Origin of the sequence: Bradyrhizobium sp. 61, assembly GCF_023073075.1 — a bacterium.
GTDB lineage: Bacteria > Pseudomonadota > Alphaproteobacteria > Rhizobiales > Xanthobacteraceae > Bradyrhizobium > Bradyrhizobium barranii.
Genome location: NZ_JADPIU010000052.1, coordinates 297,024 through 318,815, shown reverse-complemented (window position 1 = coordinate 318,815; position 21,792 = coordinate 297,024). Strand labels below are relative to the sequence as shown.

The window sequence follows — 21,792 nt, the reverse complement described above, 5'->3', positions numbered from 1 at the left end:
GATCTCTCTCGACAGGAAGAGAGGAGCCCTAATCGCCCCACTGCGCGAACGCATCGTTGAAGGCGCGCTCGCCGGGTGCGCCCTTCTCGATGGCGATGATGGCGCGGCGCTGGTTGGCGTAGACCAGCGGCACGTCGAACCATGAGCGCTCCTTCAGGAGCTGGACGTTGCGGGCGCGGTCGGCGTCGACATTGGAGAGGCCGACCAGGAAGAAGCCGTCGGTGACCTTGACCGCGAGACCCGCGAGCGGCGTGCCGCGCGCCTGCTCGTTCGACTTCATCAGGATGCCCGGCACGTTGGAGATGCTGCCGCCCGGAAAGTCCGGCGGCAGGATGAAGGTCAATTCCGCGGTGTGGCTCGCCGGCAGCGACGAGTCGGTGTTGCGGCGGAACGACATCGTCATCTTGAATTTGCGGTCGGGGATCTCGATGTCGGCGCGCACGGCGACGTCGGCCTTCTGGTTGCCCGAGGCCTTAATCGGCTCGAGCCGCCACACCACCGAGCCGACATATTGCTTGCCCTTCGGGTCGGACGGATCCTCGTCATAGAGCACAACCTTCTGCGCCACCGGCGCGACCGGCTGGTCGCTGGCCGAAGGCTGGCCGACGCGATCCGGAATCTTGGGCTTGCTCTGCGGCTGGGCCGGATCCTTCGGCGCCTCCACCACCTGGGTCGGCGAGGACTTGAACAGGCCGCTCACGGTCTGGATCAGGGGCTTGCCCCAGAGGATCCCGGCGCCGACCAGGATCAGCACGATGCCGACGGCGATCGCGCTCTTGAACGGGAAGGCGGAGCCGGTGCGGGCGCGCTTCTTGGCTTCGCGCTCGGGCGCGACGCGCGGGCGCGACGATGGCGGCTGCGGCGTGTAACGCTCAGCCTCCTCGATCGACTCGTCGTAGGAATAGGGCGCGTCCTGCTCGCCGGCGCGATTTTCCAGGCTCGGCTCCAGCCGGTCGAACTCCGGCGAGGGCGAGGGCACATTGGCGTAGGTGCGACGTGCGGCGCGGTTGGCCTGCGCGGCAGCGCCGCCGAGATCATTCACGTCGGCGGTGATGTCGCGAAAACCGCGTACGCCCGGTGCCGGCGGCTGAGGCGGTGGCGGCCCGATGTCGGGCGGACGGCGCCCGGGCGGGCGATCACGTCCGGCCGGCGGAGCAGCCGGCGGCTCCGGCATCGGCGGCGCTGCCGGGGGACCTGGTTGGCGCGGCGCGTCGAAACGCGGGGTCCGCGGCGCACGCGGGGCGTCGCCCTGGTCATCGACATTGAAGGACGGGCGGTCGGCACGCGGCGGCGGCGGAGCCGGACGGGTGCGCGGAGCGGCCGGCTGAGACGGCGGCGGGTTGCCCTCGGCGGCGCGGGTGCTGGCCCGGCGGAAGGCGTCTCCGCTGCCGCCGCTGCGGGCGCCGCCACCGGGACCGGGGCGCGAGGCCTCCCGGGCGCGCTGGGCGGCCTCCGATTCGACCTTGCGGACGGCCTCTTCCAGCGACAGCCGTTCGCGGGTGATCTCGGATTCGGAGAGCGGCGGCTGCACGCTGCGGAGCTGCGCGATCAGGGCCGTGCGCGCGCGCTCATAGAGCGCGCGACGGCTTTCGCCGGGAGCGTTGGGGTCCAGGGCGGAAATAGCGCGGGCGATCAGCGGATAGTAATCAGCCATTTCAACTCAACTAGCGCACGTCCCGGTAAGATATCGTTAAGCCTCAAACGGATTTTGCACCAGAATAGTATCCTCGCGTTCCGGGCTGGTGGAAAGCAGTGCGACCGGGCACCCCACCAATTCCTCGATCCGGCGGACATATTTGATGGCCTGGGCCGGCAGGTCCGCCCATGAGCGGGCATTGGCGGTCGGCTCCTTCCAGCCCTCGATGGTCTCGTAGATCGGCTCGACCCGGGCCTGGGCGCCCTCGCCAGCCGGGAAATGGTCGATCTCCTTGCCGTCGAGCTTGTAGCCGGTGCAGACCTCGATCGTGTCGAAGCCGTCGAGGATGTCGAGCTTGGTCAGCGCCAGGCCGTTGATGCCGCAGGTCCGGACTGCCTGGCGGACCAGCACGGCGTCGAACCAGCCGCAGCGGCGCGGACGGCCGGTGTTGGTGCCGAACTCGCGGCCACGCTCGCCGATCTTGCGGCCGGTCTCGTTGTCCTGCTCGGTCGGGAACGGGCCCTGGCCGACCCGGGTCGTATAGGCCTTGCACAGGCCGAGCACATAGCCGACCGCACCGGGGCCGAGGCCCGAGCCGGTCGCGGCCTGCGCCGCCACCGTGTTGGACGAGGTGACGTAGGGATAGGTGCCGTGGTCGACGTCGAGCAGCGCGCCCTGTGCGCCCTCGAACAGCATGCGCTTGCCTTCGCGCCGCTTGATGTCGAGCAGCCGCCACACCGTCTCGGCATAAGGCAGCAGCTCCGGCGCCAGCGCGGTCAATTCCTTCAGGATCACCTTGCCGTCGAACTCCGGCAGGTTGAGGCCGCGGCGCAGCGCATTGTGATGCGCCAGCAGCCGGTCGATCTTGTGCGGGAGGGTGTCGAGATCGGCGAGGTCCATCAGGCGGATGGCGCGGCGGCCGACCTTGTCTTCATAGGCAGGTCCGATGCCGCGGCGGGTGGTGCCGATCGCGGTTGCCGCATTGGCGGATTCGCGGTGCGCGTCGAGCTCACGGTGCAGCGGCAGGATCAGGGTGACGTTCTCGGCGACGCGCAGATTGTCCGGAGAGATCGCGACGCCCTGCGAGCGCAGCTTGGTGACCTCGTCGAGGAAGGCCTGCGGATCGAACACCACGCCGTTGCCGATCACCGACAGCTTCTGGTCGCGCAGCACGCCGGAGGGTAGCAGCGCGAGCTTGTAGGTCTTGCCGTTGATGACCAGCGTGTGGCCGGCGTTATGACCGCCCTGGAAGCGGACGACGATGTCCGCCTGCTCCGACAACCAGTCGACGATCTTGCCCTTCCCTTCGTCGCCCCACTGGGCTCCGACGACGACAACGTTGGCCATTCGCGGGTAATCCTCTGAAGATTTTAGATGCGCCAGCCCAGCTGACGGCCGGAGCCGTTCGCACGCGAGGCAGCCAACCGGATAAAGGAAGCAGCCTCTCTAGGCAAGCAAGAACGGGGCTTTTTCGGGGCTCAAGACGCACTTTAACCCTTTGATATCCCCGTAAAATCCAGAAGCCTTCCATGGCCATTTCGTAAGCTTCGGCCAAAGCGCGAGGCCGATCCGCCGCTGCATGGTCGCGATGCGTCCGCCCCCCGTTGATGCCACTTCGATTTCCGTGTCTTTGGGCATGCCGGGCTATCAGCCGGCCCGAGCTTGCCGGGCCGGTGCCTCGGCGTACTCCACGCGGGGGCCATAACAACCACGATGTCCGCCACCGGCCAGACCACGAGCACCGAATCATCCAGTCACGGCTGGATCGCCAACCAGCCTTATCTGCTCCTCAGCATCACCGCGCTGTGCTGGGCCGGCAACGCCATTGTCGGGCGGCTGGCCGCCGGCCACATCCCGCCGGTGACGCTGTCGTTCCTGCGCTGGACCTTCGCCTTCCTGCTGGTGCTGCCGTTCGCCTGGAAACATCTCGCCCAGGACTGGCCCGCGATCCGCAGCAGGCTCGGCCTGATGATCGTGGTGTCGATCACCGGCATCGGCGCCTTCAACACGCTGCAATATTGGGCGCTGGAACATACCCAGGCACTCAACACGCTGCTGCTGCAGTCGGCCGCGCCGCTGGTCGTGGCGCTGTGGTCGCTGGCCATCCTCGGCGTCCGCCTCACCGCGGCACAGGCGTTCGGCGTGGCTCTCTCGATGTGCGGCGTGCTGACGATCCTGCTGCATGGCGATTTCACCACGCTGTCGAACATCGCGTTCAACAAGGGCGACCTCATCTTCATTGTCGCGCTGATCATCTTCGCACTGTATTCGGTGCTGACCCTGAAGCGGCCGCCGATGCACGGCCTGTCGTTCCTCGCCTTCACCTTCGGCGCCGGCGCCGCCTGTCTCATCCCGCTCGAGATCTGGGAATTGTCCGCGCGTCCGGTGATGAAGCTCGACGGGCCGAACCTGCTGACGCTGTTCTATGTCGCGGTGTTCCCGTCGACGCTCGCCTATCTCTGCTTCAATCGCGGCGTGCGCCTGATCGGCGCCAACCGCGCCGCACCGTTCTTCCACGTCGTGCCGGTGTTCGGCTCGATCATGGCGATGGCGTTCCTCGGCGAACACCCGCAGGCGTTCCATTTCATCGGCTTCGCGCTGGTGCTGGCCGGCGTATTCGTGGCGTCAAGGAAGCAGGCGACTTAACTCACCATCGTAGGGTGGGCAAAGCGAAGCGTGCCCACCATGCCAGTTGAAACGGGAAGGATGGTGGGCACGGCGCGCGAAGCGCGCGCCTTTGCCCACCCTACGAATCTCGGTGTGAATTCATCCTGAACTTGCTGTAGGCTTCGTTCGTCGCGATGATCACGTGCTCGGCGCAGCCGTTGACGCGATGCGGATCGGCCTGCGTCTCGTAAGCCTCGGACGTCATCATGTCGATAAAAGCCGCAACCGTTGGGTAATAGACCAGCGCGACGAAATCCCAGCCGTTGCCATCTTGCGGGCCGAGCGCGACCGCTTTCGCTTCGCCGGTCCACAGCAGCGTGCCGCCGCGTGCCCTGATCATGGGCACGGTGATCGCGCTGTAACGAAGATACGCGTCCCAGCCCGAACCGTCGCCGTCGCGCGAGCGCTGGTGAAAACGCATCAGGTTCAGCATCATCACCGGCGCATTTGCATCGAGCCGCTCCAGGCCCTCGATGTTCAACATATTAACCGCCAATGACACCTCCTCAAGCCATGCCTGCATTGTAGCCTTGCGGCCGCGAGACTTGTGTCACAACAAGAATCCGGCGCAAGGTCGCATCCAACGCCAATGACGATTGCTTCGCCCGCGCCAAAGGCCTCGAATCCGGCCAGTTGGCTCAACAACCAGCCTTATCTGCTGCTCAGCCTGAGCTCGCTGTTCTGGGCCGGCAACATCGTGCTCGCGCGCCATGTCGGCGCGCATGTGCCGCCGCTGACGGTGACCACGATCCGCTGGTTCGGCGTGTTCCTGATCCTGTTGCCGTTCGCCTGGCCGCATCTGAAGCGCGACTGGCCGAATTTGCGCAAGAGCCTGCCGCTGATGCTGTTCCTGTCGCTGGTCGGCTTTGCCTTCAACAACGCGATCTCGTACTGGGCGATGCAATACACGGAGGCGCTGAACGCGCTGCTGATCCAGTCGGCCGGACCGCTGTTCGTGGCGCTGTGGTCGCTGGTGCTGTTCGGCGTGCGGCTGACGGGCGCGCAGCTCGCCGGCATCGCGATCTCGCTTCTCGGCGTGCTGATCATCATCCTGCGCGGCGATCTCGCCGCGCTCGCGAGCATCAGCTTCAACAGGGGCGACATCATGTTCGCCTCTTCGCTCGTGGCGTTCGGGCTCTACTCCGCCTTCATCCCGCGACGGCCGAAGATCCACCAGCTCTCCTTTCTCTCCTTCACCACCTTCTGCGGCGCGACCATGCTGCTGCCCGCCGCGATCTGGGAAGCCCTAAGCGGCCGTGTCCTGCAACTCGACGGGGTGACGCTGGCGACGCTGGGTTACATCCTGATCTTTCCCTCGACGCTGGCCTATCTCTTCTTCAACCGCGGCGTGGCGCTGATCGGCCCGAACCGCGCCGCGCCGTTCTTCCATCTGGTCCCGGTGTTCGGCTCGGCGATGGCGATCGTCCTGCTCGGCGAAAAACTCCAGCCGTTTCATTTGATCGGCTATGCGCTCGTGCTCGCCGGCGTCGTGTTCGCCTCGCGCCAGGGTTCTGCGGTGAAATAATTCCGCGAGGTGGGCAGCAAACTCCCGTCTTCCGATTTTTGCGAAGAGAAGCTAGGTTCCCCGCCAACGAAAAAGAGGGAACGTCCAGACATGCTGTCATCACTGATCCGCGCTCTGCGCGCTGCCGGCGCAGCCGCACTTTGTCTCGCCGCCGCATCCGCCGCGCAGGCCGACAATTATCCGAGCCGCAACATCACGCTGGTGCTGCCGTTCGCGGCCGGCAGCGGCACCGACACCACGACGCGGCTGATCTCGCAGCATTTGTCGCAGGCGCTCGGCGTCGGCATCGTGATCGAGAACAAGGCGGGCGCCAACGGCATGATCGCCGCGACCTATGTCGCGCGCGCCGCCCCCGACGGCTACACGCTGCTGGTGACGACCAACACCACGCATTCGGCCAATCCCTACCTGCTCAAGAGCCTGACCTACGATCCCGTCAAGGATTTCACCCCGATCGCGCGGACCGGCGACCTGCCCTTCATGCTGGTGGTTCATCCGGAGGTGCCGGCCAAGACCGTCGGCGAGCTCGTCGCCTACGGCAAGGCCAATCCGGGCAAGCTGAGCTACGCGTCGGGCTCGTCATCGGCGATCGTGTCTGGTGCGACCTTTGCGCACAATGCCGGGCTCGATCTCCTGCACGTGCCCTACAAGAGCTCGCCGCCGGCGCTCAACGACGTCATGGGCGGCCGCGTCTCGATGATGTTCGTCGACATCCTGACCGGCCTGCCCCACGTCAACGGCAACGCGCTACGCGCGCTCGCCGTCACCACCAAGGACCGCTCGCCGCTGGTGCCGAACCTGCCTTCGATGCAGGAGGCCGGCGTGCCGGATTTCGACATCTCGTCGTGGCAAGGCTATTTCGGCCCCGCCGGCATGCCCAAGGAGATCGTGACCAGACTTAACGCCGAGATCAGGAAGATCGTCGAGAAGCCCGAGATCAAGGCCCAGCTCGCCACGCTCGGCATGGACGCCTTCTCCGGCACGCCGGAGCAGCTCGGCACGTTCGTGAACGAGCAGCTGGTGCTGTGGGAGAAGCTGATCACGAACGCGAAGATCGAGAAGCAGTAGGGGGTCTAGGAAGCTGTCATCGCCCGCCTTGTGCGCAATTGCGCACTGGGGCGGGCGATCCAGTATTCCGAGACGTTGGTGATTGACCCGATGGGCCGCGGCGTACTGGATGCCCGCCTTCGCGGGGCATGACAGCCGAAAAGTTGAAAAAGAAAAAAGGTGGGCACGGCGCTTGCGCGTCTTTGCCCACCCTACGAGTTCAGCGCAAGAACTTACGCCGCGCGGACCTTGGCGAGGAAGCCGTCGACGGCGCTGCGCAGCGCGCCGGACTGGCTGTCCAGCTCGCGGGCGTTGGTGAGCACGTCGGTGGCAGCAGAGCCGGTCGCTGCCGCGGCCGAGGTGACGCTGCCGATATTGGCGTTGATCTCGTTCGAGCCGGCCGCGACCGACTGGATGTTGCGGGCGATCTCGCGGGTCGCTTCGCCCTGCTGCTCGATCGAAGCGGAAATGCCGGCGGTGATCTCGCTCATCTCGGCGATGGTCTGGGTGATGCCGGAGATCGCGGTGACCGCGTCGCTGGTCGAGGTCTGCATCGCCGCCACTTGCGCGGAGATTTCCTCGGTCGCCTTCGCGGTCTGGTTCGCCAGCGCCTTGACCTCGGAGGCCACGACCGCGAAGCCGCGGCCGGACTCGCCGGCGCGCGCCGCTTCGATGGTGGCGTTGAGCGCGAGCAGGTTGGTCTGCGCCGCAATCGAGTGGATCAGCTTGACGACCTCGCCGATCTTCTCGGCGCCGGTCGAGAGCACCTGCACGGTGGCGTTGGTGCGCTCGGCATCGCTGACGGCCCGGCTCGCGACTTCGGTCGAGCGCGTGACCTGGCGGGAGATTTCCGCAACCGAGCTCGACAATTCTTCGGCGGCTGCGGCAACCGTGCCGACATTGCCGGAGGCTTTTTGCGAGGCGGCGCCGACCGTCGCCGCACGCGACGAGGCGTCGCTGGCCGTCGCGGTCATCGACTGCGCCGTGCTCTGCATGCCGGCGGCGGCCGAGGAGACCGAGCGGACGATGCCGTTGACGCTGCGTTCGAAATCGCTGGCGATGCCCTCCATCGCGCTGCGACGTTCCGCCGCGGCACGCTCCTTGGCATCGGCCTCGGTCTTCTCGAGGCCGCGGATGCGGACCGCGTTGTCCTTGAAGATCTGGACGGTCGAGGCCATCGCGCCGACCTCGTCGCCGCGACCAACCCCGGGAATCTCACCCTCGAGCTTGCCGTCGGCGAGATCCTTCATGCGGGCGCCGAGCAGCTCCAGCGGGCGGCTGATGCCGCGGCTGATCAGCCAGGCAACGCCGCCGGCGACGATGACGATGCCGAGCATGGCAAGACCTAGCAGCCAGTAGACCGGGCCCATCTTGGCGTCGATGTCGCTGAGATAGGCGCCGGTGCCGAGATACATGTCGAAGCCGGGCACCGCGACGGCGTAACCGATCTTGCTGATCGGCGTCTCCTGGCCGGGCTTCACGTAATCATAATAGAGCAGGATCGAGCCGTTGGCCTTGACGCCGTCCATCAGCTCGACGGAGAGCTTGCGGCCGTTGGTCACGACATCCATGCGGTTGCTGCCGATCTGCTTCGGATCGGGCGCGAGCTGGGTGATGCCGTCATAGGACGTGCCGAACAGATAGCCCGAGCCGTTGTCGTAGGTCATCGCGTTGCCGTAGCGGCGAAGGTCGGCCAACGCCGCATCCTTGGTCAGCTCGCCGGCATCGACGCGTTTCTTCAGCGCCGCGGCGTAGTTGCGACCCAGGTCGACGATCGACTTGGCCTGGTCGATGCGCGCATTCACCATCTCGCGCTTCATCAGATAGCCGGCGAGAACACCGGAGAGGCAAAGGCCGAACAGGGTGACGCCGACAAGGATACCGAGCTTGGGGGCGATCTTCAGATTGCTCAACTTCACGGGACAGCTCCGGCAATAATGGGATACGGGCGCGCAAGGGAATCGATAAATTTGATTCAACTTTTAGTGGGCGACCTCTTATCAACCTGTTACGGGCGGCTCCGTAGAAGCCCGGACGGAAGGCCGAAACAGTCGAATAAATCGCCGCAGCGGCAACCGACGATTGTACGCGACCGCTCCGATTTCGCGTAAAAGACGCAAAGGCCCGCCCACAAGGTGCGGGTCACAACAAGAACCGACAGACCAAATCGGGAGCAGGAAATGCCGAAATACAGGGTGGTGACGCCGAAGGGCGCGAGCTTCACGGTCGCAGGCAGCGACTATTCCTTCGAGCGAGAGGCGCTCGATCCGATCGATGCCGAGATCGTCGAAGCCCCCGCCAATGAGGCCGAGTTCATCGCCGCCGCGAAAAACGCCGATGCCATCTATGCCAAGGGCATCCCGATCTCCAAGACCATCATCGACGCGCTGGAGAGCTGCAAGGTGATCACGCTCGGCTCTGTCGGCGTCGACAGCGTCGACGTGAAGGCCGCGACCGCCCGCGGCATTCCCGTTACCAACATTCCCGATACCTTCATCGAGGAGGTCGCCGACCACGCCATGATGCTGCTGCTCGCCGGCTTCCGCCGCCTGGTCGAGCAGGACAGGATGGTGCGCGATGGGCGCTGGGCCGAAGGCCGGCCAGCGCTGCTGAAGATCCCGCGGCTGATGGGCCAGACGCTCGGCTTCATCTCGTTCGGCCGCGTCGCGCGTGCAGTTGCGAAGCGCGCCGCCCCGTTCGGCCTGCGCATGATGGCCTACGATCCCTTCATCCAGGAAACGCTGATGTACGACCACGGCGTGATCCCGGCGACGCTGAACGAGGTGCTGTCGCAATCCGACTTCGTCTCGATGCACGCCCCTGCAAGGCCCGAGGTGCATCACATGCTGACCGAGAAGCACTTCCGGCAGATGAAGAAGGGATCGGTTTTCATCAATACCGGCCGAGGCGCCACCGTCGACGAGGAAAGCCTGATCAAGGCGCTCCAGGAGGGCTGGATTGCCCACGCCGCCCTCGACGTGCTGGAGAAGGAGCCCCCCTCGCACAACAATCCCATCCTCAGCATGGAGAACGTGACGCTGACCGCCCATGTCGCCTCGGCCTCGGCACGGTTCGACGAGGCGCGCAAGCGCCGCGTGGGCTACGAATTGTCACTGGTGCTTCAGGGCATGTGGCCGGTAAGCTGCGTCAATCCGTCGGTGCTGCAAGACACCGCGCTCCGCCGCTGGCAGCCCGTCAGCATGGATCGCGGGCCGAACAGCTAGGCGGCCGGCCGCAAAACGCGCCGGGAATCGGAACGGCCCTTCACCGGCGATCAACGCCGGGAAGGGAGACATCATAGGGAGGAACTGATGAGGAACGACATCACCCGTCGTGATGCCTTGGCTCTGGGCCTGTCCGCTACGGCGCTCGCGGCAACCGGTGTTGCAGCGCACGCCCAATCCACGATCAAGGCCGCGGACGTCCCCGCACCGAAACTGCCGATCGAGAAGGGTGCAACCCTGCGCATGCTGCGGCCGGTGCGCTTCGTCCAGGCCGACGAAGACGTATTCCGCGCCAACGCGGCTAAATTCACCAAGGAGACCGGGGTCGAGGTCAAGGTCGATTTCGTCGGCTGGGAGGACATCAACCAGCAGACCGCGGTGACCTCAAATTCCGGCGCCGGCCCCGACATCATCATCGGCTTCTCCGACGCGCCGCACATCTATGTCGACAAGCTGATCGAGCTGACCGACGTCGCCGACTATCTCGGCAAGAAGTATGGCGGCTGGCAGAACCTTGCGAAGGCCTACGGCAAAAAGGCCAAGAGCGATACCTGGATCGGGCTCCCGTTCGGGGCCACCGCCGGTCCCCTGATCTATCGCAAATCCATCCTCAAATCCGTCGGGTTCGACAAGGCGCCGGACGATCATGCCGGGCTCCTGGACCTCTGCAAGAAGCTGCAGAAGGCCGGCAAGCCCGCTGGCTTTGCGCTGGGCAATGCCGTCGGCGACGGCAACGGCTTTGCGGACTGGATGATGTGGTCGCACAATGCCTCGCTGCTAGATGAGGAAGGCAATGTCACCATCAACAGCAAGGAGACCATCGCGGCGCTGAATTTCGTGAAGGAGCTCTACCCGACCTTCATCGCCGGTACGCCGTCCTGGAACGACGTCAGCAACAATCGCGCCTATTCCTCGCAGGAAATCGGGCTGACGGCGAACGGCGTCTCGCTGTATTTTTCGCTGAAGAACGATCCGGCGACCGCGGCGATCGCCGAGGATTCCGAACATCAGCTGCTGCCGAAGGGCCTTGCACCGATCTCGCCGATGTCGGGACTGACGCTGAACGCCATGGTGTTCAAGCACAGCCAGTATCCGAACGCGGCGAAGGCCTTCCTGCAGTTCATGCTGGAGAAGGACCAGTACGAGCCGTGGCTCAACGCCAACAGCGGTTACTGGTCGCAACCGCTTGCGGCCTACGCCGATGCGGCGGTGTGGAAGGGCGATCCCAAGGTCGCGATCTTCAGGGACACCATGAACAGCACGTATTACGCCGGCTACAAGGGTCCGATTTCGACCGCCACAGGTGCGGTGCGTGCGGACTATGTGACGGTGCAGATGTTCGCCTCGGTCGCGACCGGTGCGGCGACGCCCGAAGCCGCGGCTGCGGAAGCGGAACAGCGCTGCAAGCGGTACTTCCGCAGACAGAGGTAGCGGCCGACGACAACGCGGCCGTCATTGCGAGGAGCGACGCGACGAAGCAATCCAGACTGCAACTGCGGAGACAGACTGGATTGCTTCTGCCTTCGCCAAAGCTACGGCGGACAAGTCGCTTCGCTCGCAATGGCGGTGTGGTAACAGCCTAGAACAGGACAACGACCCGATGTCCGTGACCACTCTCTCCACCCCCGTACTGGCGCACCGGCAGCAATCCTGGCTGGTGCGGTTGTTCGACTACAAGCCGTTCCTGATCGTGATGTGCCTGGCGCCCGCGATCGGGCTCCTCGCGGTGTTTCTGACCTATCCGCTCGGTCTCGGCATCTGGCTCGCCTTCACCGACACCACGATCGGCCGACGTGGCGTCTTCGTGGGCCTTGAGAATTTCCAGTATCTGCTCACCGATCCCCTCTGGTGGGGCGCGGTGTTCTACAGCGTGTTCTATACGGCGGTCGCGACCTTCGGAAAGTTCGCGCTCGGCTTCTGGCTCGCGCTGCTGCTCAACAACCATTTTCCGTTCAAGAGCCTGCTCCGCGCCATCGTGCTGCTGCCCTGGATCGTGCCGACGGTGCTCTCGGCGCTCGCGTTCTGGTGGATCTACGATCCGCAATTCTCGATCATCTCCTATTTGCTGGTCGACGTGCTGCATTGGCGCAGCACCAACATCGACTTCCTCGGCGCGCCCTGGCCGGCGCGCTTCTCGCTAATCGCGGCGAATATCTGGCGCGGCATCCCCTTCGTCGCGATCTCGCTGCTCGCGGGCCTGCAGACCATTTCGCCTTCGCTCTACGAGGCCGCGATGCTCGACGGCGCCAGCGCCTGGCAGCGCTTCCGCTACATCACCTTCCCGATGATGATGCCGATCCTCGCGATCGTCATGACCTTCTCGATCATCTTCACCTTCACGGACTTCCAGCTCGTCTACGCCATCACCCGCGGCGGCCCGGTGAACTCGACCCATTTGCTGGCGACGCTCGCGTTCCAGCGCGGCATTGCCGGCGGCGAGCTCGGCGAAGGTGCCGCGATCGCGGTGTCGATGATCCCGTTCCTGGTGTTCGCGACGCTGTTCTCCTATTTCGGGCTGGCGCGCCGCAAATGGCAGCAGGGAGAGGCCAATGACTGACACTGTCGCGCAGCCGGCCGCCGCCGCCAACACACCGCCCGACACCATGGCTTGGGATTCCGGGCTGCGGCGGCTGATGATGATCTACCTGCCGCTCGGCTGCTTCGTGCTGATCCTGCTGTTTCCGTTCTACTGGATGGCGATCACGTCGTTCAAGCCGAACGCAGAGCTGATGAATTTTAAGGATCACAACCCGTTCTGGATCACTTCGCCGACGCTGGCGCACGTCAAGCACCTGCTGTTCGACACCGCCTATCCGCGCTGGCTGTGGACAACGATGATTGTGGCGATCGGGTCGACCACGCTGTCGCTGATCGCGAGCACGCTCGCCGCCTATGCCATCGAACGGCTGCGCTTCCGCGGCAGTCCTTATGTGGGCCTCGGCATCTATCTCGCTTACCTCGTGCCACCGTCGATCCTGTTCATCCCGCTCGCCACCGTCGTGGTGCAGTTCGGCCTGTTCGACAGCCCGCTGGCGCTGATCCTGGTCTATCCCACCTTCCTGGTGCCGTTCTGCACCTGGCTGCTGATCGGCTATTTCAAGTCGATCCCCTACGAGCTCGAGGAATGCGCGCTGGTCGACGGCGCCACGAGGCTCCAGATCCTGCGGCGGATCACGCTGCCGCTCGCCGTGCCCGGCCTGATCTCGGCCGGCATCTTCTCCTTCACGCTGTCGTGGAACGAGTTCATCTACGCGCTCGCCTTCATCCAGAGCGGCGCCAACAAGACCGTGCCGGTCGCGATCCTGACCGAGCTCGTCACCGGCGACGTCTACCAGTGGGGCGCGCTGATGGCGGGATCACTGCTCGGCTCGCTGCCGGTTGCGATCTTCTATTCGCTGTTCGTCGATTACTACGTGTCCTCGCTGACCGGTGCGGTGAAGGAGTAACACGAGCTAAGCGAGCCGCTCCTTAAGGCGCGGCGTGGCCCAGTCGAGAAAAGATCGGAGCTTGAGTGGCTCGGGCTTGCGCTCCGCGTAGACGATATGCACCGGCCATGGCGCCTGTTCGAATGGTTCCAGCATCAAAACGAGCTTTCCGGCGCGCCGTGCGGCTTCCATCTTGTACGACATGACGCGGGTGATGCCGGCACCCGCGATCGCGGCTTCGACCGCAGCCTCGGAGTCGCTCAAAGTCAATCTCGACCGGATCGGCACCGCTACTTCGCGGCCGTCGATGACGAACTTCCAGTTCCGCTGAGCCGCGAGGCTGTCGATACTGATACAGTCATGAGCAGCCAGATCGGCAGGCACCTTCGGTTGGCCGTGCTTGGCAACATAACCGGGACTCGCACAGAGCACGAACCGGACCGAGCCGACTCGGGTCGCGATCAGGTTGCTGTCCGGGAGGTTGCCGATGCGAACCGAAATGTCGATATTCTCCTCGGCCGTGTTGACAATGCGGTCGGTCAGGACGAGCCGTAGCGCGATGTCTGGAAAGGCATCCATGAATTCGAGCGCGATCGGCAACAGGTGCATGTGTCCGAGCCCCCAGGGCGACGTGACCGCGAGATCTCCTTTCGGAATCCTGTACTCGCCGGAGACCTCGCGCTCCGCGTCGTCTACCTGCCCGATAATGCGCTTGCAGGCTTCGATGTAGGATCGTCCGACATCGGTCAGCTTCATCTGGCGCGAGGATCGCTGAAATAGTTGGGCCTTCAACCGCGCCTCCAGCTCGGCGACCGTGCGGCTGACTGTCGCGACCGGCGTGTTGAGGCGCCGCGAAGCGGCTGAGAAGCTTCCTGTCTCAGTGACCGCGACGATCACCGACATTGCCTCCAACCGGTCCATCGGATACGCTTTCCATATCTTGAGAAGGTGCTTCTCAAGCATACCGTCTGCTCCCCACAGCGACAATCGGCTACGCGGTGGATATGCGCAAAGCCGCCGTGCGTTTTGAATGCCGTCGCCCGGCCGTCAATCGAGGACGCTATGGAGTTAGAGACCAGAGCCCTGCTGTCGCGCCGCAATTTCTGTCTCTGCTGCCTGAGCGGCGCGACGATTGCCGCTACTAACGGTTGGCTTTCGCCGCGGCAGGCCTACGCTGAAGCGCGAGGCCTTGTCAGCCTGATCAAGGACAGTGCGGCGACATCGCCGATCACCACGCACAAACTCCGAGGCAACATAGCCGTGCTCGAAGGCTCCGGCGGAAATGTCGCGGTCCTGACCGGTCCCGACGGCAAGGTTTTAGTCGATGCCGGCATCCGCGTCTCGCGTCCCCAGCTCACCAAAGCGATGGCCGATCTCGGCGCCGATCCCGTCACCCATCTCGTCAACACCCACTGGCATTTCGATCACGCCGATGGCAACGAATGGCTCCATTCCGCTGGCGCCAGGATCATCGCGCAGGAGAACACGCGAAAGTACCTCCTCGAAGTTCAGCGCGTAGAGGACTGGGACTACAATTTCCTTCCGCTGGGACCAGGCGGCATCCCCGGCGACGTATTTTCCAGCACCCATGAGCTCAGACTCAACGGAACCTCGATCGGCCTGAAATATTACGGGCCCGCGCATACCGACAGCGACATCTCCGTCACCTTTGCAGAAGCCAACGTCGTTCATGTCGGCGATACCTTCTGGAACGGCATCTATCCGTTCATCGATTACTCGACCGGCGGCAGCATCAACGGGATGATCGCGGCTTCCGAAGCCAATCTCGCAGCGACCGGACAGGATACGATCGTGATCTCCGGTCACGGCAAGCCGGTTGGCAACAGAGCCGAACTCCAGGCGTTTCGCGACATGCTGGTGACGATCCGCGACAACGTCGCCCGTCTCAAGAGCCAGGGACGAACGCGGGACGAAGCCGTGGCCGCCAAACCGACCGCGGCCTTCGATGCGATATGGGGGCAGTTCGTGATCGACCCCGGCTTCTTCACCCGGCTGGTCTACCAGGGCGTTTGAAGCCGCGGACGACTGACGTCCGCAAAGCCACCGATTCTGGACAGGGAGATCGACATGAAAAGTGCAGAGGTCACGCCGCCACAAACCCGTATCGATCGTCGTTGCCTGGTCCTTGGATTGTCCGGAATCGCCGCTGCCACCGCTTCGCCGGATGCATCGGCGAAACCGCAGCGTGACGGCCGCGGCGCCACCGGTTCTTATCCGGTCGTCTACCATCGAACCAAATCCGTCGACGGGATCAAGATCTTCTACCGCGAAGCGGGGCCCAAGGATGCACCGGTGGTGCTGCTGCTGCACGGCTTTCCGACCTCCTCGCACATGTTTCGCAACCTGATCCCGGCTCTGGCGGACCGCTATCACGTGATCGCTCCCGACTACCCCGGCTACGGCCAGAGCGACATGCCGCCGCGCACGTCGTTCAAATACACCTTCGATCGCTTCGGCGAACTCGTTGACGGCCTGCTCGGCCAAGTCGGGGTCACCCGCTATGCGATGTACGTCATGGATTACGGCGCCCCGGTCGGCTGGCGGCTGGCGCTCAAGCATCCCGAGCGCGTCAGCGGCCTGATCGTGCAGAACGGCAACGCCTATGACGAAGGGCTGAAGGAGTTCTGGAATCCGATCAAGCAATACTGGGCCGACGGGTCCGATACCAGTCGACAGGCACTGATGAAGCTGGTGACGCTGGAAACGACGAAATTCCAGTACACCGACGGCATGTCGGACGTAAGTCGGATTTCACCCGACAATTGGGTACAAGATCAGGCGCTGCTCGACCGGCCCGGCAACAGCGACATCCAGATGGACCTGTTCTACGATTACCGGACCAATCTGCCGCTGTATCCCGCGGTGCAAGCCTACTTCCGCAAGCACAAGCCGCCGACGCTGATCGTCTGGGGCAAGAACGATTTCATCTTCCCGGCCGACGGCGCCCATCCCTACAAGCGCGACCTGCCGCAAGTAGAGTTTCACCTGATCAACACCGGTCATTTCGCGCTCGAGGACAGATTCGACGAGATGGTTCCGCTGATCCGCGACTTCCTCGGCCGCAAGATCGCCTGATAATCTGGAAGGAACGAACATGAACGCGGCCCTCGACGTCGTGGCCGCTCTGGCGGTCTCCACAAAGTTTGCGGCAGCCGCCGTCGCCCAAAGCGCCCGCGACGTGCGCGGGCCCTCTCCGCTGGTTGCCATCGACAAGCAGGCGCCCGCCCGCCTGATCGTCGATCCACCGCTGGCCGAACAACTGGCGCAGGGCCTCGTCTTCATCCAGTACACCACGGAAAATCTCCGGATCGTACCGGTGTTCGGCAAGGGCGCGCTCGACGTGTCGCCGCGCATCGGTCACGTTCACATCACGGTCGATGATGCGCCCTGGCATTTTGTCGATGCCAGTGGCGAGACCGTGATCGTGGTCGGACTGCCTCCGGGCCCGCACAAGGTACTGTTCGAGTTGGCCGATCCCACGCACCGCGTGATCGACAGCAAGACCGTCAGCTTCGAGATTCCGGCGCGCTCTCCGGCACCGCCGAAACAATAGCTGCTGCGGCGTTTGGCCCGCCTTCACAAAACTGCAACATGCGATCCGCATAAGGCGTCGTCCACTAACAGGAGACGCACATGCGCGCGACTTTTCTCAGCACCGTCGCAACGATCATTCTCACCGCGAGCACCGCGCTTGCACAGAACGAGGGTGAATTCCCGGCGAAGCTCGCCGGCCACGTGGTGATGCCGGCCGCGACCTTCATCGACGCGCCGGCCGACGCGCCTGCCGATCTCAAGACCTCGGGCAAATACACCACCGGCAAGCGCGTCGACGCGCTCGGCACCGTGATGGGCAGGTCCTATGAGCGTGCGACCGGCGTGTCGCTGCCGTTCAAGGGCCAGCCGTTGCAGGGCCATTCCGGCATCAAGCACATGTCCGACGGCAGCTACTGGGTCATCACCGACAACGGCATGGGCGCGCGCGCCAACTCGCCGGATTCGATGCTGTACCTGAACCGCTACAAGATGGATTGGGCCAGCGGCAAGATCGAGCGCCAGGAAACCATCTTCCTGCACGATCCCGACAAGAAGGTGCCGTTCCGCATCGTGCATGAGGACACCCAGAAGCGTTATCTCACCGGCTCCGACTTCGACACCGAGGGCTTCCAGATCATCGGCGACACCTTCTGGATCGGCGACGAGTTCGGCCCCTATATCCTGAAGGCCGACAAGACCGGCAAGATCCTCGGCGTGTTCGAGACGGTTGCCGACGGCAAGCCGGTGCGCTCGCCCGACAACTGGGCCGTGGCGACGCCGGGCGCGCCGGGCGCGACCTACACCAACGTCAACCTCCGCCGCTCCAAGGGCTATGAGGGCTTTGCGTCGTCCAAGGACGGCAAGTTCCTCTACGGCCTGCTCGAGGGGCCGCTGTGGGACGCCGACAAGAAGGACTGGGAGAAGGTCGACGGCAAGGAAGCCTCCCGCATCCTCGAATTCGACGTCGCCGCCGAAAAATTCACTGGCCGCTACTGGCAGTATGTGTTCGAGCAGAATGGCAACGCCATCGGCGACTTCAACATGATCGATCAGGCCTCCGGCCTCATCATCGAGCGCGACAACGGCGAAGGCACGGCCGACAAAGCCTGCCCGCAAGGCACCCGCGGCGAGAACTGCTTCCCCGACATCGCCAAGTTCAAGCGCGTCTACAAGATCGAGCTGACCGACGCCAATGTCGGCAAGCCCGTGCGCAAGATCGGCTATATCGACCTGATGAAGATCCAGGACCCCGACAAGAAGGCGCGCAAAGCCCTCAATGACGGCGTCTACACCTTCCCGTTCTTCACCATCGAGAACGTCGATCGCGTCGACGACACCCACATCATCGTCGGCAACGACAACAACCTGCCGTTCTCGTCCAGCCGCGATCCCAACAAGGCCGACGACGACGAGTTCATGCTGCTCGAGGTCGCGGATTTCCTGAAGGCGAAGTAAGCCGACGCTCTCTTCCCTCTCCCCCGTTCTCACGGGGAGAGGGAAGGAACCGACAGTGGCGCCTCACCCTCCGTCATTGCGAGCGCAGCGAAGCAATCCAGAGTCTCTCCGCAGAGGCAGTCTGGATTGCGTCGCTGCGCTCGCAATGACGAGGATAGAACTCCATTCCCGCACTCTCGATGAGTGCGCGGAGACAGCCCCTCACCACCCCTCCCCGTAAGAACGGGGCGAGGGAGTGAGAGAGCAACCTCACCGCACGATAAAGTCCACCGGAACGGTAAAGCTCATCGAGCTGTTCTTGATCTCCGCCGGGATCGGCGGGAACGGCGAGGCCTGGTGGATCATCGACGTGGCCTTGGCATCGAACGCGGCAACGCCGGACGAAGCGATGCGGCTGGACGTGACCTGGCCGTTACGGCCGATCGTGAAACTCACCCGGACCACCCCGCGCTGACCGTTGCCGCCGGACGGATAGGAGTGAAGGCGCATCAGATGCGCACGGACGCGCTGATTGTAGGTCGCAACCAGTGATGCGATCGCGCCCGCGCTCATGGCGGACGCTGCAGGCGCCTCCCGCTCGGCGCGCGGCGGCGCGCTGGTGCGAGGCGCGGGGCGCGCCTCCGACGGCTTCTTTGCCTCCGGACGAACTACTTTCGGCTTTTCGGGCGCCGGCTTTTCCTGCGGCACGATTTTCGCGGGCTCCGGCTTGTCCGGTGTCGGCTCGAGCTTCTGCTCCGGCGGCGCCACCACGTCGGGCTTCTCCTGCGGCGGTGTCGGCGCGATGGTCTCCTCGACCGCCTGCCGCTGCATCGGCTCCGGCGGTGAGGCATCGGCCTCCTTCATCACCGGCCCCGGCACCACGTCATCCGGCGTCGCCTGCGGCGCCGACGTGATCGGAGCCATGTCGATCATGACCGCAGGCAGGGTGACGCCCTGCTCCGGTTGCGACCGCACCCAATTCATCGCGATCACCGCAGCGATGACATGCAACGCCACGATCACCGCGGCCGAAACGCCCCAACGCGCCGTTTCGCGCTCGCCGAGCGGTTCATGCAGGGCAAAAGCGCTCGCCGACATCAGCTGCGTCCGTCGAGGCCGACCAGGGCGACCTTGAGATAGCCGCCATTGCGCAAGGTGTTCATCACCTCCATCAGGTCGCCATAAGAGACAGCCTTGTCGGCGCGCAGATAGATGCGCTCCTCCTTGCGGCCCTTGGTGGCGGCATCGAGCGCCGTGACGAGGCCTTCGCGTGCCATTGTCTCCTCGCCGACGGCGACGGTGAGATCCGGCTTCACCGTCACGAAGGTGGGCTTGTCCGGCCGCGGCGCCGGCTCGGCGGCGGTGGCCGGCAGCTCGACGCCGATGTCGACGGTGGCGAGCGGGGCCGCCACCATGAAGATGATCAGCAGCACCAGCATCACGTCGATGAACGGCGTGACATTGATCTCATGGGTGACGTCGAGATCGCCGGGGTCGCCGCGCCTCAGCGGCGATCCCCCGCGTGCGCCGAGCTTCGCAGCCATGGCCTACTCCGCCGCCCGCGCCAAACGGAACTCTCTGTTGTCGCGCTGCCGGCTGACCAGCAGCATGAGCTGCGCCGAGGCGTCCCCGAGCAGCGCGCGGTAATTGGCGATGCCGCGGACGAGATGGTTGTAGATCACGACCGCCGGGATCGCGGCGACGAGTCCGAGCGCTGTCGCAAGCAGCGCCTCGGCGATGCCGGGCGCGACCACCGCAAGGCTCGTGGTGTGGCTCTCGGAGATGCCGATGAAGGAGTTCATGATGCCCCAGACCGTGCCGAACAAGCCGACGAACGGCGCGGTGGCGCCGATGGTCGCGAGCACGCCGGTCCCGCGCGCGATCTGCCTGGACATCGCGGCCTCGACCCGTTCCAGCCGCAACGCCACGCGCTCCTGGAGGCCGTCATCGACAATGCCGCCGGAGAGCTCGGCCTCCTTCGCGCAGGACTGGATGAGCTGGGCGACCGCATCATGCGCGTCGCCGGTCCGCTCCGCCGCCTCCGCCAGCTTCATCCTGCCCTCGAGCGCGCGCGTCCGCTGCACGGCGAGCGTGCTCTTGCGGCGCAGCTCGATGGTCTTAGCGAGCCACACCGTCCACGTCACCAGCGAGGCGACGGCGAGCCCGACCATCACCGTCTTCACGATGATGTCGGCACCGAGGAACATGCCCCAGGGCGACAGATTGCGCGGCAACAGCGCTTCGTCGATCGCGAAGGCCGGGGCCGGCGCGAGCACCAGCCCAATTGTTAGGATCACATGCCGAAGCCCAAAATTGCTCTGCATCCTGATCTCCCGACAGACAGAATGAAATTATGCCGCGACGCGGTCCGCCAGTTGCCGGAATCGCACGAGCTGGTCCGCCCGCAGCGCCCGGGTCTCGTCGCGGCCGACGAAGACCTTGAACATGATGCCGCCGTCGGCATTGACGAACGCGACGAAGGCCGAGGTCTTGCCCATGAAGGGACGCTCGACGAAGGCCAAGGCCCCGCAGCGCTCGTGGCGGAGGTGGCCGTGCAATCCCTTCGGCTGCATCAGGTTGAAATAGCCGCGGCCGACCTCGCCCGCCGGGACCGCGCCCGTGAACTCGAAGATCGCGTCATCCGTATGCACAATCAGCGTGATCTCGCCCCACGCGGCGATGTCCTGCATGGCGGCGGCGAAATGCTCGCCGCCACCAACGCGGACCATCGACGACGGCAGCGCCTCGATCACCGCGCGCGGAGTGACCTTGCGCTCGCGCGCAACGTCCTCGATCACCGCACCGGGATTGTCAGCCATATACGCCTTGAGATCGGCGAGATCGGTGCTCAGCATGTCCGGCTCCCTTTCGTGATCGGCCGCGATCTCAAGCGGCCGCGTTCGTCTTGCGCTCGGTCATGATGACCTCGAACCCTTCGAACTTGGGATGGCCGAGATAGAGGCTTTCGCCGGTCTTGTTGTCGGCGCGCGCGTGAGCGCGACGGAATTCGTCCGACCGCGTCCAGGCCTCGAACGCCGCCTTGTCGACCCAGACCGTGTGCGAGGAATACAGCGTGTGGTCCTCGAGCAGCGGCCCCTTCAGCAGATGGAATTCAACGAAGCCGGCCATGCTGCCGAGATAGGATTCGCGGGTGCGCCAGACGGTCTCGAAAGCAGCTTCCGAGCCGAGCTTCACCTGGAAACGATTCATTGCGATGAACATCAGATTTTTCTCCTGTCAGTCTTGTTGATCGGCGAATGCCGAGCGGATGTTTCAGAA

At 64.6% G+C, this 21,792-nt stretch carries 21 protein-coding genes; 11 read left to right on the top strand and 10 right to left on the bottom strand.

Features of this window, described 5'->3' with window-relative positions; all coding sequences use genetic code 11:
• Positions 1-28: 28 nt before the first annotated feature.
• Both IVB46_RS16455 and IVB46_RS16450 read right to left on the bottom strand, forming a co-directional pair.
• Complete coding sequence (locus IVB46_RS16455; RefSeq protein WP_247302471.1) at positions 29-1,654, bottom strand: hypothetical protein; 1,626 nt, start codon at positions 1,652-1,654, stop codon at positions 29-31.
• Positions 1,655-1,690: 36 nt separating this feature from the next.
• Positions 1,691-2,983: an adenylosuccinate synthase gene (locus tag IVB46_RS16450; protein WP_085398944.1), complete on the bottom strand. Its 1,293-nt coding sequence runs from the start codon at positions 2,981-2,983 to the stop codon at positions 1,691-1,693.
• Between the two features lie 366 nt (positions 2,984-3,349).
• Here IVB46_RS16450 and IVB46_RS16445 point away from each other — a divergent pair, with 366 nt between their 5' ends.
• Positions 3,350-4,282, top strand: coding sequence for a DMT family transporter (locus tag IVB46_RS16445; RefSeq protein WP_247343103.1), 933 nt, complete (start codon positions 3,350-3,352; stop codon positions 4,280-4,282).
• Between the two features lie 100 nt (positions 4,283-4,382).
• Here IVB46_RS16445 and IVB46_RS16440 read toward each other — a convergent pair whose 3' ends face one another.
• Entirely contained in the window at positions 4,383-4,787 is a 405-nt protein-coding gene (locus IVB46_RS16440; RefSeq protein ID WP_247302575.1) for a DUF1330 domain-containing protein, read from the bottom strand.
• Between the two features lie 105 nt (positions 4,788-4,892).
• On the opposite strand from IVB46_RS16440, the gene IVB46_RS16435 reads away from it, so the two are divergent.
• Positions 4,893-5,828 (top strand): DMT family transporter, encoded by a 936-nt coding sequence (locus tag IVB46_RS16435; protein ID WP_247302467.1) that lies wholly within the window; start codon positions 4,893-4,895, stop codon positions 5,826-5,828.
• A 90-nt stretch (positions 5,829-5,918) separates the two neighbouring features.
• Entirely contained in the window at positions 5,919-6,896 is a 978-nt protein-coding gene (locus IVB46_RS16430; RefSeq protein WP_247302466.1) for a tripartite tricarboxylate transporter substrate binding protein, read from the top strand.
• Between the two features lie 212 nt (positions 6,897-7,108).
• Here the strand turns inward: IVB46_RS16430 and IVB46_RS16425 are convergent, their stop codons facing one another.
• Positions 7,109-8,794, bottom strand: coding sequence for a methyl-accepting chemotaxis protein (locus tag IVB46_RS16425; protein WP_247302465.1), 1,686 nt, complete (start codon positions 8,792-8,794; stop codon positions 7,109-7,111).
• 261 nt (positions 8,795-9,055) lie between these two features.
• Here IVB46_RS16425 and IVB46_RS16420 point away from each other — a divergent pair, with 261 nt between their 5' ends.
• The 4 genes from IVB46_RS16420 (at position 9,056) to IVB46_RS16405 (ending at position 13,545) form a co-directional block, all read left to right on the top strand.
• Positions 9,056-10,099 carry a C-terminal binding protein gene (locus IVB46_RS16420; protein ID WP_247302464.1) on the top strand — a complete coding sequence of 348 codons (1,044 nt, stop codon included), beginning with the start codon at positions 9,056-9,058 and terminating at the stop codon, positions 10,097-10,099.
• Between the two features lie 87 nt (positions 10,100-10,186).
• The gene (locus tag IVB46_RS16415; protein WP_247302463.1) at positions 10,187-11,530 is read left to right on the top strand and encodes an extracellular solute-binding protein; all 1,344 of its coding nucleotides are present in this window, start codon (positions 10,187-10,189) and stop codon (positions 11,528-11,530) included.
• 169 nt (positions 11,531-11,699) lie between these two features.
• The gene (locus tag IVB46_RS16410) at positions 11,700-12,656 is read left to right on the top strand and encodes a sugar ABC transporter permease (protein WP_247302462.1); all 957 of its coding nucleotides are present in this window, start codon (positions 11,700-11,702) and stop codon (positions 12,654-12,656) included.
• Positions 12,649-13,545, top strand: coding sequence for a carbohydrate ABC transporter permease (locus IVB46_RS16405; protein ID WP_247343099.1), 897 nt, complete (start codon positions 12,649-12,651; stop codon positions 13,543-13,545). The genes IVB46_RS16410 and IVB46_RS16405 overlap by 8 nt, the downstream gene beginning before the upstream one ends.
• Positions 13,546-13,551: 6 nt before the next feature.
• Here the strand turns inward: IVB46_RS16405 and IVB46_RS16400 are convergent, their stop codons facing one another.
• Positions 13,552-14,445 (bottom strand): LysR family transcriptional regulator, encoded by an 894-nt coding sequence (locus IVB46_RS16400; protein ID WP_085398962.1) that lies wholly within the window; start codon positions 14,443-14,445, stop codon positions 13,552-13,554.
• A gap of 141 nt (positions 14,446-14,586) precedes the next feature.
• Between IVB46_RS16400 and IVB46_RS16395 the strand changes: the two genes are divergently transcribed.
• From IVB46_RS16395 to IVB46_RS16380, 4 genes are all read left to right on the top strand, one after another.
• Positions 14,587-15,558 carry an MBL fold metallo-hydrolase gene (locus IVB46_RS16395; protein ID WP_247302460.1) on the top strand — a complete coding sequence of 324 codons (972 nt, stop codon included), beginning with the start codon at positions 14,587-14,589 and terminating at the stop codon, positions 15,556-15,558.
• 54 nt (positions 15,559-15,612) lie between these two features.
• Entirely contained in the window at positions 15,613-16,620 is a 1,008-nt protein-coding gene (locus tag IVB46_RS16390; protein WP_247302459.1) for an alpha/beta hydrolase, read from the top strand.
• A gap of 19 nt (positions 16,621-16,639) precedes the next feature.
• Complete coding sequence (locus IVB46_RS16385) at positions 16,640-17,098, top strand: DUF6130 family protein (RefSeq protein WP_247343097.1); 459 nt, start codon at positions 16,640-16,642, stop codon at positions 17,096-17,098.
• Positions 17,099-17,178: 80 nt separating this feature from the next.
• A complete protein-coding gene (locus IVB46_RS16380; RefSeq protein ID WP_247302453.1) occupies positions 17,179-18,534 on the top strand; it encodes an esterase-like activity of phytase family protein in 1,356 nt (451 codons plus the stop codon).
• Positions 18,535-18,783: 249 nt separating this feature from the next.
• Here the strand turns inward: IVB46_RS16380 and IVB46_RS16375 are convergent, their stop codons facing one another.
• Genes IVB46_RS16375 through IVB46_RS16355 form a run of 5 tightly spaced genes read right to left on the bottom strand, consistent with a single transcriptional unit; the run spans position 18,784 to position 21,735 of the window.
• Positions 18,784-19,611, bottom strand: a complete 828-nt coding sequence (locus tag IVB46_RS16375) for an energy transducer TonB (protein WP_071909790.1) — start codon at positions 19,609-19,611, stop codon at positions 18,784-18,786.
• Positions 19,611-20,057, bottom strand: a complete 447-nt coding sequence (exbD, locus tag IVB46_RS16370; RefSeq protein ID WP_247302449.1) for a TonB system transport protein ExbD — start codon at positions 20,055-20,057, stop codon at positions 19,611-19,613. The genes IVB46_RS16375 and exbD overlap by 1 nt, the downstream gene beginning before the upstream one ends.
• A 3-nt stretch (positions 20,058-20,060) precedes the next feature.
• Positions 20,061-20,837 (bottom strand): tonB-system energizer ExbB, encoded by a 777-nt coding sequence (exbB, locus tag IVB46_RS16365; RefSeq protein WP_247302447.1) that lies wholly within the window; start codon positions 20,835-20,837, stop codon positions 20,061-20,063.
• A gap of 27 nt (positions 20,838-20,864) precedes the next feature.
• Positions 20,865-21,368 (bottom strand): heme utilization cystosolic carrier protein HutX, encoded by a 504-nt coding sequence (gene hutX, locus IVB46_RS16360; RefSeq protein WP_247302445.1) that lies wholly within the window; start codon positions 21,366-21,368, stop codon positions 20,865-20,867.
• A gap of 31 nt (positions 21,369-21,399) precedes the next feature.
• A complete protein-coding gene (locus IVB46_RS16355; RefSeq protein ID WP_028151060.1) occupies positions 21,400-21,735 on the bottom strand; it encodes an antibiotic biosynthesis monooxygenase in 336 nt (111 codons plus the stop codon).
• Positions 21,736-21,792 lie beyond the last annotated feature (57 nt).